Origin of the sequence: Desulfofarcimen acetoxidans DSM 771, from assembly GCF_000024205.1 — a bacterium.
In the GTDB taxonomy this organism is placed as follows: Bacteria; Bacillota; Desulfotomaculia; order Desulfotomaculales; family Desulfofarciminaceae; genus Desulfofarcimen; species Desulfofarcimen acetoxidans.
In genome coordinates, this window is sequence record NC_013216.1 from 2,548,040 (window position 1) to 2,559,587 (window position 11,548).

Annotated in this window: 14 protein-coding genes; 3 read left to right on the top strand and 11 right to left on the bottom strand. The window is 40.3% G+C overall.

Translation table 11 applies throughout. The features are described 5' to 3' along the window. The 3 genes from DTOX_RS11625 to htpG form a co-directional block, all read right to left on the bottom strand. On the bottom strand, positions 1-504 hold the full coding sequence (locus tag DTOX_RS11625; protein ID WP_015757887.1) for a hypothetical protein: 504 nt from the start codon (positions 502-504) through the stop codon (positions 1-3). Between the two features lie 32 nt (positions 505-536). Beyond that, positions 537-671 carry a hypothetical protein gene (locus DTOX_RS24830; RefSeq protein ID WP_278184551.1) on the bottom strand — a complete coding sequence of 45 codons (135 nt, stop codon included), beginning with the start codon at positions 669-671 and terminating at the stop codon, positions 537-539. Positions 672-908: 237 nt separating this feature from the next. Further along, positions 909-2,792: a molecular chaperone HtpG gene (gene htpG / locus DTOX_RS11630; protein WP_015757888.1), complete on the bottom strand. Its 1,884-nt coding sequence runs from the start codon at positions 2,790-2,792 to the stop codon at positions 909-911. 435 nt (positions 2,793-3,227) lie between these two features. Here htpG and DTOX_RS11635 point away from each other — a divergent pair, with 435 nt between their 5' ends. Beyond that, the gene (locus DTOX_RS11635) at positions 3,228-3,824 is read left to right on the top strand and encodes a hypothetical protein (protein ID WP_015757889.1); all 597 of its coding nucleotides are present in this window, start codon (positions 3,228-3,230) and stop codon (positions 3,822-3,824) included. Here DTOX_RS11635 and DTOX_RS11640 read toward each other — a convergent pair. The 6 genes from DTOX_RS11640 to DTOX_RS11665 all read right to left on the bottom strand — a co-directional run bounded on the left by DTOX_RS11640 (position 3,821) and on the right by DTOX_RS11665 (position 8,258). Then, positions 3,821-5,059 (bottom strand): BaiN/RdsA family NAD(P)/FAD-dependent oxidoreductase, encoded by a 1,239-nt coding sequence (locus DTOX_RS11640; protein WP_015757890.1) that lies wholly within the window; start codon positions 5,057-5,059, stop codon positions 3,821-3,823. The genes DTOX_RS11635 and DTOX_RS11640 overlap by 4 nt on opposite strands. Positions 5,060-5,263: 204 nt before the next feature. Next, positions 5,264-5,623, bottom strand: coding sequence for a stage V sporulation protein AE (gene spoVAE / locus DTOX_RS11645; protein WP_015757891.1), 360 nt, complete (start codon positions 5,621-5,623; stop codon positions 5,264-5,266). Further along, complete coding sequence (gene spoVAD / locus DTOX_RS11650; RefSeq protein ID WP_015757892.1) at positions 5,620-6,633, bottom strand: stage V sporulation protein AD; 1,014 nt, start codon at positions 6,631-6,633, stop codon at positions 5,620-5,622. The genes spoVAE and spoVAD overlap by 4 nt, the downstream gene beginning before the upstream one ends. A gap of 1 nt (position 6,634) precedes the next feature. Beyond that, complete coding sequence (gene spoVAC / locus DTOX_RS11655) at positions 6,635-7,114, bottom strand: stage V sporulation protein AC (protein ID WP_042315750.1); 480 nt, start codon at positions 7,112-7,114, stop codon at positions 6,635-6,637. A 42-nt stretch (positions 7,115-7,156) separates the two neighbouring features. Further along, complete coding sequence (locus DTOX_RS11660) at positions 7,157-8,017, bottom strand: DUF421 domain-containing protein (protein WP_052292938.1); 861 nt, start codon at positions 8,015-8,017, stop codon at positions 7,157-7,159. 34 nt (positions 8,018-8,051) lie between these two features. Further along, the gene (locus tag DTOX_RS11665; RefSeq protein ID WP_015757895.1) at positions 8,052-8,258 is read right to left on the bottom strand and encodes a DUF1657 domain-containing protein; all 207 of its coding nucleotides are present in this window, start codon (positions 8,256-8,258) and stop codon (positions 8,052-8,054) included. A 291-nt stretch (positions 8,259-8,549) separates the two neighbouring features. Here DTOX_RS11665 and DTOX_RS11670 point away from each other — a divergent pair, with 291 nt between their 5' ends. Together DTOX_RS11670 and DTOX_RS11675 are read left to right on the top strand one after the other, a co-directional pair. After that, positions 8,550-9,164, top strand: a complete 615-nt coding sequence (locus DTOX_RS11670) for a DUF47 domain-containing protein (RefSeq protein ID WP_015757896.1) — start codon at positions 8,550-8,552, stop codon at positions 9,162-9,164. 11 nt (positions 9,165-9,175) lie between these two features. Beyond that, positions 9,176-10,174 carry an inorganic phosphate transporter gene (locus tag DTOX_RS11675; RefSeq protein WP_015757897.1) on the top strand — a complete coding sequence of 333 codons (999 nt, stop codon included), beginning with the start codon at positions 9,176-9,178 and terminating at the stop codon, positions 10,172-10,174. Positions 10,175-10,208: 34 nt separating this feature from the next. Here DTOX_RS11675 and DTOX_RS11680 read toward each other — a convergent pair whose 3' ends face one another. After that, positions 10,209-10,715: a MerR family transcriptional regulator gene (locus tag DTOX_RS11680; RefSeq protein ID WP_015757898.1), complete on the bottom strand. Its 507-nt coding sequence runs from the start codon at positions 10,713-10,715 to the stop codon at positions 10,209-10,211. 161 nt (positions 10,716-10,876) lie between these two features. Further along, positions 10,877-11,545, bottom strand: coding sequence for a sporulation protein YunB (gene yunB, locus DTOX_RS11685; RefSeq protein WP_015757899.1), 669 nt, complete (start codon positions 11,543-11,545; stop codon positions 10,877-10,879). Positions 11,546-11,548: the final 3 nt, after the last annotated feature.

An 11,548-nucleotide genomic window follows, 5' to 3' on the forward strand; every position in this document is an offset into this window, starting at 1 on the left:
TCAGTTTAGAAAATTGGGAGCTGCAGCGGGTCTCAGAATATCCAGCAACTCATACAGCTTTTCCTGGGGTTCGCTGCTTAATACTTCATCTATTACCTGTTTTAATAGAAAATCCATACCTGTTTCGGCATCGTTGATAACCATTGCCTTGGGAAGAATAGTATCCATTATTTCTCCTTCAAAGGTTAAACCTTCCTCTAATATTCGCCAGTCAACCATCAAAATCAACTGTCCTTTTTGCCTGATAATAGACAAAAAATTCCACAGCTCTTGAGAAAAACCGATAGTTACAGGATCCTTTTCAGAATCCCATAGTACTAACAGACCTATAAGGTAGTTCTTATCATCTTTCTTAATTAATTCCCACTTAACCCTGTAATCAATTTCCTCTTTACGATATATTCTTTCAAATAAACCCATTAAACCGTCACCGGAGCTGGTTACAACCAGAATTAACGCGTCATCCAATTCAGCAACCAGTTCTGGCAATACTATTTCCCGCATCTGCCCACCCCCTACATTACCATATACACATATTACATAGTTGTTACCTGTTTTTCAAGCTTGACCTGCAAGAAAGCCGCTTTAAGCGGCTTTCTTGCAGCCATAGGCATTTGTGCTACTCTGAAAATAAACTCAAAAGTACCGTTTTCATTCTCCGCGGTGCTCACTGCAGCATATGAATCTCATAGAAAATCATGCAATACTAACCTTATTTATGCAACATAAATTTGCACTTCATTAAACAATGATTTATCCATGGCTCCATCATAAGCATAATTTCTTCACGAAAATGTTTTCATTTTTATGCTATTCTATGAGTTAATGCTCATGAGAGTTTCCTAGTCTAAAAAAAATAACCCTGCCGCTATTAAAGCCGCAGGGCTATTTTTTACAGTTTAACAAACCTATTGCTGTAATGCCCTCTCAAGAATACGGTACATGCGGCTGACCATCAGGCGAGGGTCAACAAACAGACCTGACGAGACAAGAGCATTATCATATATTTGCTCAGCAGCCAACCTGGCAAATTCCTCGTCCTTTTCACGCAGTGCTGATAATCTCTTAATTAATTCATGCCCGGGATTAATTTCCAAAGCTTTTTTGCCCATATGCATATAGTCCTTATGCACTGCCTGCATCACCCGCTGCATACTGCTGGTCATAAACTCGTCCATGTTCAATAAAACAGCCGGGCTGTCCACCAATCGTTTTGATTCCCTTACCTCGCTGACTTTATCACCAAGAGCTTGCTTTAACCATTCCGATAAGGCTTTTATGGTATCGCTGTCCAGCGCATCTTCCCCTGTCTCAAGCTCAGCTTCAGTTTCCGGCAGCTCCAACTCAGACTGGTCAGCAGAAATAAGTTTCTTACCCTCAAACTCTCCCACATGAGTCATGATAAAATCATCGACCGCTTCATGGGTATAAATAACCTCAATATCCTTTGCCTTAAACATTTCCAGATAAGGCCCGGCCTCAATAAATTCACGGCTGGGACCGTTAATATAATAAATGTATTTCTGCTCCTCTTTCATTCTGGATAGATAATCCTCAAAAGAGGTATACTTTCCATCCTCTGTCTTGGAAGACTCAAAACGCAGCAGCTTGACAATATCTTTGCGATGTACAATATCAGATGTTGCACCTTCTTTGAGAAACCTGCTAAATTCTTTATAGAATTCAGAGTATTTTTCCGGATCGGATTTGGCCTGCTCAGCCAGGAATTTTAAAAATCTGCCGGTAAGCACTTTGCGCAGCTTTGCCATCAGGGCACTGTCCTGCATGGTCTCGCGAGATATGTTCAGCGGTATTTCCTCGCTGTCCACCACACCTTTGACAAAACGAAGCCATTCCGGTAAAATTCCCTCCGAATGCTGCTGAATTAAAACCTTGCGGCAGTATAAATTTACTCCCGGCTCCAAATTGCCAAAGCCAACCTGTTCCAAATTGTTTTTTGGCACAAATAATATGGCATTAATGGTTAAAGGCGCATCGGCGTTAAAGTGCAGTCGATAAAAAGGTTCATCATAAGCATTGCCGATAAATTTGTAGAATTCGTTGTACTCATCATCTTTAATTTCATTCTTATTCTTTGTCCAAATGGCCTCCACGGTATTAACTTTCTCTTCACCAATAAAAATCGGAAAGGCCACAAAACTGGAGTACTGCTTGATAATACGCTTAACGGTTTCCGGTTTGATAAAGTCTAGGGCATCCTCTTTGAGTTCCAATATTATTCTGGTTCCCCTTGTGATGCCGCCGGCTGTTTTGACAGCATAACTGCCCATACCCTCAGAAGACCATTCATATGCCTGTGCTTCAGGTTGATAGGACTTTGTCAATACGGTAACTTTCCTGGCCACCATAAAAGCGGCATAAAAACCGACACCAAACTGGCCGATTAAATTGAGATCCTTTTTGTCATTATCTGCCATAGACTTAATGAAAGCCTTAGATCCGGAATGAGCTATAGTACCCAAGTTTTCTATTAATTCATCACCTGTCATGCCAATACCGGTATCTGAAATTATCAGAAGCTTTTCCTTCTCATCTAACTCAATAGAAATATGCAGGGGCAAATCAGGATCACTTACATCTTTATTGATAATGTTTTCATAGCGGAACTTTTCTAAAGCATCCGCTGCGTTGGAAATAAGCTCTCTTAAAAAAATTTCCCGGTCAGTATATAAAGAATTAATCACTATATCCAGAAGTTGTTTGACCTCAGCTTGAAACTCCCTGGTCTCCTGTTTGGATCCGGAATTTTCCGATTCAAGATTAACAGACATACAATACACCTCCAAGATTTTATTTAAAAATACTTATTATTTCAAGAAAGTCGCCTTAAGCAACTTTCGAACAGCCACAGGCGCTCGCGCTCATCGGAAATTATGCAATACCGACCTTAAATTACAATAAATTCATTGTAAGCATAATTTTACCATAATATAAAGAACTCTTTTCACTAATTACTAGCACTCATGAGAAGCGAGTGCTAACACCAAATAAATATTAGCAAAACAACAAACAAAATGCAATAATATTTTAACCGAAAAATACTTCAATAAAACTAAATTAGGCTAATTTTCTACCAATATCATTATTATCCTTTTTAAAACGAAGAATTTTATAACCTTATCTCAGGGATAATTGGTCTTGTACTATACCGTTTGACTGTATTAAAATTAAGCTTGGCAAAAACTCATTCTAAAGGACGTGATTGCATGGCCAAAACCAAGAAAAAAACACCTGAATTAACAGCCAGCGGTTTTAATTATGATCAGGATCTGGCTAAGGTCCCCATTAAGGTGTTCCCCGCTTTGCAAGCTCTTATTGCCAACCAGCATGATTTAATAGAAATCGCGCAAAAGTACGAACCGGATAAATTTATATTTCTGGAAGCACATAAAGGCGAACTGGCGGAAGTTGAAGAAATTATTGCACAACAGCACTCAATATTTTTTGAAAAAAAAGAAAAGGCCAAAGCTAAAAGGCTTCAAGAAAAGAATGCCTTTAGCGAGCCCGAAAATAAATCTTTTAACAGCGGCTTTGTCAGGAACACGGAATTCGGGGACTTCGAACCGGCTGTTGAAAGAGAAAGTGAACCTCCGACACTGGACATGCTGGCTGAACAAATGAGTCCCGGGCTGCCGTCAGCTAAATATGAGCCGAGAAAAGTCTTTGAGCCGGCTGCAGAAAAACCCGATATCAGGAGAATAGCTGTGGGAGCTTCCATTAAAGCATTAACCAACTTATTAAGCCGTAAGCTAACGGAAGAAGAAGTTACAGCCATAGAAAAAGAAATAGACTCTTACCTTTAATTTTGAGCGGCACTGCTGCCGCTCAAATAACCGGTAGAGAAAGCTATTTGCAAATTATAACCTCCGGTTAAAGCGTCCACGTCGATAACTTCACCGGCAAAGTATAAGCCTTTAATAAGTTTTGATTCCAGAGTTGAAGAATTAATTTCTTTAGTATTAATGCCGCCGCTTGTAACAATAGCCTCCGCCAGCGGTCTGGTGCCGGTTGCAGTAATAGTAATATTTTTAAATGTATGTGCCAGCTTGTCACGTTCTAATCTAGTAATTTGATTAATTTGTTTGTGTTCATCCAACCCGGATAAACCTATAATCACCGGTATCATTCTTTGCGGCAGCAAATCATCCAGTGCATTTTTCAGGTGCTTGCTCTGATAGGTTTGAAAATCCCTCTGCAGCCGCATATCCAGTTGTTCTATTGAGAGAGCGGGTTTTAAATCAACCCACAGCTTTACCGGAGCCTGTGACCAGTAATTTTTTAAATAACTGCTAATACTCAGTATAACCGGGCCGGAAACCCCGAAATGTGTGAAAAGCAGTTCTCCGAACTGTTCTGTTACCGCACGATTGTTTACCACAGCACTGACAGATACATTCTTCAGGGTCAAACCTTGCAAATCTTTGGCCCATTTTTCTCTGCACACCAGAGGAACCAGAGCAGGCTTTGGTTCAATAACAGAATGCCCTAATTGACCGGCCATCCTATAGCCGTCCCCGGTTGAACCGGTCTGGTGATAAGATAAACCGCCGGTAGCCAATAGCACTTTTTGACCCTTTACCAGGCTCCCATTTCGCAGCATTACACCTGTTGTACAGCTTCCTTCTTGAGTTACCCGTTTTACCTCAGTATTTAGCCTGACTTCCACGTGATTTTCGTGCAAATGCCTGCTGAGCGCTTTTATCACATCGCTTGATTTATCAGATACCGGAAATACCCGGCTGCCTCTTTCAACCTTGGTTTTAACTCCCAAAGAATGCAAAAGCTCTATCAAGCTCTGATTGCTGAAGCTATAAAGAGAGCTGTATAAAAACTTCTTATTGGTTGTAATATTGCGCAAAAAATCATCCATATCACCGTTATTGGTCACGTTGCAGCGGCCTTTGCCGGTAATATACAGCTTCTTACCCAGCTTTTCGTTTTTTTCCAGCAGAACAACTTTCAGTCCTTTCTCAGCAGCCGCTGCAGCTCCAAGCATACCGGCCGGCCCACCACCAACCACAATCAGATCGTAACCCATGTTAAACCTCCGAATTACCGTTATAATCCAAACTTTTTCATCTAATCAAATCATAATCTATATAAACCTCCGAGCCAATATGCAAATATTAAATATAAGCATATTATAAATCTCCTTAGCAAACCATGCAAACCGATATTCAAAATGCAGCTGAATCGGTCTGAAAAACAGCCTGGTTATTGACCATAAAGCTCATGCAACGCATCAACCTTTAGGCCTAAAAATCAGCGCGCCCATGAAACCAAAAATAATTGCAGCTGAAATACCGGCACTGGTAACTTCAAATATCCCGGTTAATATCCCTACCATACCGGTAGTTTTAGCCTCCGTCAAAGCGCCGTGAACCAGAGAATTGCCAAAACTGGTTATTGGCACAGTAGCACCGGCACCGGCAAATTCAACCAGAGGTTCGTACAACCCCAGACCACCCAGCACAGCCCCTGATACCACCAGAAGTGTCATGGTGTGAGCCGGAGTGAGCCTGGCCACATCCATCAGCAACTGACCTATAACACAAATCAAACCACCGATTAAAAAAGCCCAAACAAATATCAAAAGAATCATCCTTCCCCATCATATTCAAAGCTGACTGCGTAACAAATACCGGGAATACTCTCATTTTGCTGGAAGGTTAGAGGAGACAAAAGAGCGCCTGTAGCGGCAATCAAAACTTTTTTCAGTTCACCTTTTTTCATCCGGTTAAAAATATGGCCATATGTAACTGTTGCAGCACAGGCACAGCCACTGCCTCCCGCCATTACCGGCTGGTCTTCCTTGTATATGAGCAAACCACAGTCAGTAAATTTATCCTGCGGTACAGGTAAACCATGTTTTTTAAGTAAATCAACAGCAATGGTATTGCCAACTCTGCCTAAATCGCCTGTAGCAATAAGATCATAATTATCAAACCCAAGACCCGTATCCCTGAAATGAGCCTCCAAAGTGTCAACCGCAGCAGGCGCCATGGCAGCACCCATATTAAAAGGATCAGTTATGCCCATATCTACTACTCTGCCAATAGTAGCAGCCTTGACTCTCGGTCCCTGGCCCTTTGGAGCCAGAATAGCGGCACCTGCCCCTGTCACCGTCCACTGGGCTGTAGGTGGTTTTTGAGAACCGTATTCAGTAGGGTAGCGAAATTGTTTTTCCACAGAAGCATTATGACTGGCGGTAGCACACAATACATATTTGGCAGCTTTACTGTCTAGCAGCAAAGCTGCCAGAGCAAGGCCTTCCATGGAAGAAGAGCAGGCGCCGTAAAGACCGAAAAACGGTATGCCCAAGGTTCTGGCTGCAAAGCTGCTGGATACTATTTGGTTCATTAAATCCCCGCAAAGAAAAAACTGAATATCTTCTTTTTTTAAACCGGCTTTTTGAATAGCCGTTTCACAGGCATCTTCCAACAATTTTTTTTCAGCTTTTTCGTAAGTCGTCTGGCCCAGCCACAGGTCATCGTGCAAAATATCAAAATCACCGGACAGAGCCCCCTGTGCCTCAAAAGGCCCACCTATAGCGCTTGAAGCAATAATGCAAGGTTTACTGGAAAATACCCAGGTTTGATGTCCGCGCAGCATATCAGGCTCCTCCCAGCATGGTAAGCAGTGTTTTTATCAAAGCAATCACAAAGGCGGCAAAAACTCCAAAAACAATCACGGAACCGGCCAATTTAAACATATTGCCGCCTACACCCAGAACAAATCCTTCACTCCTGTGTTCAATGGCTGCCGCAGCTATGGAATTGGCGAAGCCTGTTACAGGTACGGCAGTACCGGCACCCGCCCACTGTGCAATATGATCATATACTCCCAGGGCAGTAAGAATTACTGAGATTAGAATGAGTACGGCTACAGTAGGATTACCCGCAGTTTTTTGAGTGAAACCAAAGTGGTTGACAAAAAAACCTTGAATAAGTTGTCCAAAGACACAAATAGTGCCACCCACCAGAAAAGCCCGAGCGCAATTCATCAACACCGGTCTCTGAGGCTCTCTAATTTGGGCAAACTTTTTATATTCCTGTTGAACCATTGTTAATTTCTTTAATTTCTGATTTGACAATAACAGCACCCCATTCAGTTTAATTATCTAATCCAGCCCGCGTTATTTTTTTAACCAGGGTTCTAAATCCATCACTACACTGCCTAATGTATCAGCAGCTTCACTGAACATAGACCTGGCTTTAGAATCATTTGTTCCCAGGGCGTATAATTCACAATCAGCCAGGCACTTTTTTAAATTAACAAAAACCAGTTCTTTGGTTTTAGGTTGGGGAAGATTTATTGCATCATCAAATAAGTCCAAATATAACTGGCCATAGGAATCAACCTGGGCCATAAATACATTTTCAGTAGCTACCCCCAGCTTGTCCAGTTCCGCGGCCAGCCAGCTTTTATTGAGCCCCATTGAGGCCAGGGGTTCGTTCAATATAATACCGTCGAGTATTACCGTTTGCGGAGATGTTTCTTGCCCCATGGCTATACCCATAGTTTTAGCTGAAACAGGCTGCTTGTCTTTTTTCAGCAGTACGCTTACTTCCCCGTCAGGCTCTAAAACAGCAAACTCAACATCAGCAAAGTTAAATACACTTTTTTTACGCAACTGGCTTAATAAATCTTCAGAAGTCAAACGAACTTGTGTTAACTTGTCTTCCAACAGCTTTCCGTTATTGATCAATACAGTTTCTTTTCCATGAACAATCTCACGAAATTTTTTCGATTTAAGAGCCAGAATATGTACCAATGCCGGCAGCAGGCTCCACACCAGCAAAACAGTTAAGCCCAATAACAAATTGTCTATTATGTTTAAGCCGATAGACGCCACCGTAACTCCTAATACCACAGACCAAACAAAGTCAAATAAAGTCATGCGTGAAGCCTGTCTTATACCCATAATACGTATAATAAGCAGCAGCAAAGCCAATAAACCTACGGATCTAAGTATAATCATTAATCCCTCTGACACATTAATTTCCCCTTAATTTATTTTCTTAAAACACTTAAAAGCCCTTGTATTGCGGCTCTTCAAATTCGATTAAACCAATTCTGTCTTCAAAGTCCTTCACAACGCTGTTGATTTTTTCAATATTCATGTCCAACACCTTTTTGGCCTCTGAATTCTCTGTATAGGAAGCAAATGTCTCCAAGGTATTCACAGTTCCTTTAAGTACTGACATAGTTTGTTTTAACTGTGAAGCAACAGTCATGTCATTCACCTCTCTCCTGCAATTTATTTTGTATTCTGATAAGAGTTTATATACCAGCTAAAAAACCATTTTTAGCTTGTGAATATAATAACTTAATCTGAATATATATCTTATAATATTTGGTATGGTATTAAACAACCACGTATTTTACCCATTTTAAGTTCACATAATATATTATCCGACATATGTGCATATAAAATTAATAAACACTTAACAATCGCTTAACAGAATGCTGGTATAGTTCTACTGGGTAAATATTTGTATAAATCATAATGCGGGAGGCTAATTTTGATGTTTTTCAAAAAAAAGGACATATTCTTTGAAACTATAATCTTAGATGTAGATAATCTAAAAGAAGCTGCCTACCTGTTTCAAGAAGAAATCCACAATTTGCATGATTCTGAACATTACGCCGAAAAAATTAAGACCCTGGAGGACAAAGGGGATGGGTATACCCATACAATAATGCACGCGCTAAACAGGACATTTATTACCCCGTTGGAAAGAGAAGATATCTTCGGATTGGCTTCCAAGCTGGACGATGTACTGGATGGAATAGAAGCTTGCGCTGACAGAATGGAACTATATAATGTTAAGGAATCAGACGACTACATGAAGCTGTTCGCTCAAATGATTGTTAACTCTGTGGATGAAATATCCTTTGCCATAAAGCTGCTGGTACAAAAAAAGATGATGGAAATGTCCAGGCATATTAACAGGATTAATGAACTGGAAAATGAGGCAGATCAACTTCTGAGAGAAGCTATAAAAACTTTATTTGAGGAAATTGATAATCCCATACTGATTATTAAAAAGAAGGATCTTTATGAGGTCTTGGAAAGTGTTACTGATGCCTGTGAAGATGTGGCAGACCTTTTGGAATCCTTGATTATGCGTAATTCATAAGGAGAAGAAAAATGGATTCAACTCTGGTTTTAATTGCAGCTGTGGTTTTGCTGGCTTTATCTTTTGATTTTATCAATGGTTTTCATGATACAGCAAATGCTATTGCCACTTCTATTTCCACAAAGGCCTTGACACCCCGTGCCGCAATTGTTCTGGCTTCTACTATGAACCTGGTCGGAGCCCTGACTTTTACCGGCGTAGCCAAGACAATTGGAGGCAAAATTGCCGATCCAATGAAATTGGAGCACGGTTTGCCTATAGTCATAGCGGCTTTAGTGGCCGCCATTATATGGAACTTAATCACCTGGTATTACGGTATTCCCAGCAGTTCGTCCCATGCTTTAATAGGCGCTTTAACAGGTTCAGTCATTGCCTCCGCCGGACTTTCAGCCGTTAATTTTGCCGGCTTTCTTACAATACTGCAAGCACTGATACTGTCTCCTGTTTTAGCTTTTTGCATAGGATACATTATTATGAGTATATTAAGATTCGTCTTTAGGAGTGCCAACCCTCGTTCAACTAACCGGATGTTTAGATTTTTACAAATATTGACCGCCGCTTTTCAGGCCTTCAGCCACGGCACTAATGATGCACAAAAATCAATGGGTATAATTACCTTTGCTTTAATTGCCGGTGGTTTACAGAATACCCATGACATACCCTTTTGGGTTAAGCTGACCTGCGCCATAGCTATGGCGCTAGGAACTTCTGTCGGCGGATGGAAAATCATTAAGACAGTGGGGACTCAAATTATAAAGCTTAAACCTATCAGCGGTTTTGCTTCAGATGTTACGTCCGCAAGTGTTATTATAGGAGCAACTATCATTGGTCAACCGGTAAGCACTACTCACGTTATATCTTCTGCTATTATGGGCGTAGGTTCGGCTAAAAGACTTTCCTGTGTAAAATGGTGTACCGCCCAAAGAATGATCACCGCATGGTTAATAACACTTCCTATTACAGCCACTTTAGCGGGCTTAGTTTACCTGATTGCATCTATACTTTTTTAGCAAATAAAAGAAGCTCTCGACTCAAGAGCTTCTTTTATTTGCTAAATACTCTTTTCCACCAACTTTGTGAAGATTTATTTGATAATTCTTTATCGGTATTTTTTTGAAATGCTTCCGCCTTTTCTAATCGTCGTCGCATTTGTTTTAATTCCTCTCGCAGTTTGTTCAATTCTTCTTCCTGAGCGCTAATATACTCAAAAGCAACAGTAATTTGACGCATTGCTTTGACCAAAAGTTCCAGTAAATTAACCAAAATCATCAACGGCACTAGTACCCGGTAAGATTTAGCATTTCCTACTGCCATAAAAGCGCTATAATCATTCTTAAGTTTTTCGGAAATTTCATTTATAGTTAAGCCGTTTTGATCAAGAGATGAAATATGTATCATAAGATTAACCGTTTCCGGTGTATACCTTTTATAACGGCCAAAAATACGGTATTGCAGGTAACGGTCATACAGATTTGCATAACGTTTTACTGTAATTTCTGATAACCCTGCTTCCTCAGCCACTTGAGTTAATGTTAACCATTTTTCTTCCATTTTTTCCACCTTACACACTGAAGTTAACTTATAAATTTAAATGGAGGAAGCTATGAATTCTTTGTGTATAAATATAATTATCTTTACTTATTAGCACGGCATAATAAGGTATTATACCATATTTTTTCTTTATAAATGAAAAGAACAGGTGAAAAAACTATTTATTTTTCCAACAGTTGGCTGCTTATAATCCCTTGCGGCATATCTACCACTACATTGGGAACCTGGCCGACAATAATACTCTCAGCTAAAGGAACCTTTGTGGCAATTTCTGTTTCTCCCTTTTGCAGTGGCAACATGATTTGAATATTTGTTCGCAGGTACAGGTAGATCTTGTGTCTGGTTTGGTTAATACCCGCTTGCTCAAACTTATCTGTTATGTCAGCATGGACAACACCCACAGGCATAATATTGAATTTCAATCTAAATCCTGAATTAGCAAACAAAGATGTGCCTGATACCTGACCGATCGGAATAAAAATATCCTGTATTTTTAATTCTTCTAAAGACTTTTCAACGGCCAGGGTTATGTCGGAAGCTGTACGGCTGACTTTAATCGTATTAGCCTGCATCATAACTATTCGACCCTCGTTGTCCTTATGGATATTGACAAAGTCCTGGTATTGAACAGTTTCTTCAGAAATCTGCTTTTGAATACACCTGTTAACCGACTCAGTAGACAATTGTATTGCCCTCGCCTGAGCAATTTCATAAATAACAGGCTTAAGACGATACTCAACAATATAAAATCCTCCTGTCAATATCGTAAAAATAAATAATGAAAAAAATATAATAAAAACAGTTCTGGCAGGCCGCCTCCGTTTAAACATGCT

What these genes read in the sequence shown, in the direction of transcription:
- DTOX_RS11625 (WP_015757887.1), bottom strand. Translation starts at nt 504, where the DNA reads ATGCGGGAAATAGTATTGCCAGAACTGGTTGCTGAATTGGATGACGCG.
- htpG (WP_015757888.1), bottom strand. Translation starts at nt 2,792, where the DNA reads ATGTCTGTTAATCTTGAATCGGAAAATTCCGGATCCAAACAGGAGACC.
- DTOX_RS11635 (WP_015757889.1), top strand. Translation starts at nt 3,228, where the DNA reads ATGGCCAAAACCAAGAAAAAAACACCTGAATTAACAGCCAGCGGTTTT.
- DTOX_RS11640 (WP_015757890.1), bottom strand. Translation starts at nt 5,059, where the DNA reads ATGGGTTACGATCTGATTGTGGTTGGTGGTGGGCCGGCCGGTATGCTT.
- spoVAE (WP_015757891.1), bottom strand. Translation starts at nt 5,623, where the DNA reads ATGATTCTTTTGATATTTGTTTGGGCTTTTTTAATCGGTGGTTTGATT.
- spoVAD (WP_015757892.1), bottom strand. Translation starts at nt 6,633, where the DNA reads ATGCTGCGCGGACATCAAACCTGGGTATTTTCCAGTAAACCTTGCATT.
- DTOX_RS11665 (WP_015757895.1), bottom strand. Translation starts at nt 8,258, where the DNA reads ATGACTGTTGCTTCACAGTTAAAACAAACTATGTCAGTACTTAAAGGA.
- DTOX_RS11670 (WP_015757896.1), top strand. Translation starts at nt 8,550, where the DNA reads ATGTTTTTCAAAAAAAAGGACATATTCTTTGAAACTATAATCTTAGAT.
- DTOX_RS11675 (WP_015757897.1), top strand. Translation starts at nt 9,176, where the DNA reads ATGGATTCAACTCTGGTTTTAATTGCAGCTGTGGTTTTGCTGGCTTTA.
- DTOX_RS11680 (WP_015757898.1), bottom strand. Translation starts at nt 10,715, where the DNA reads ATGGAAGAAAAATGGTTAACATTAACTCAAGTGGCTGAGGAAGCAGGG.
- yunB (WP_015757899.1), bottom strand. Translation starts at nt 11,545, where the DNA reads ATGTTTAAACGGAGGCGGCCTGCCAGAACTGTTTTTATTATATTTTTT.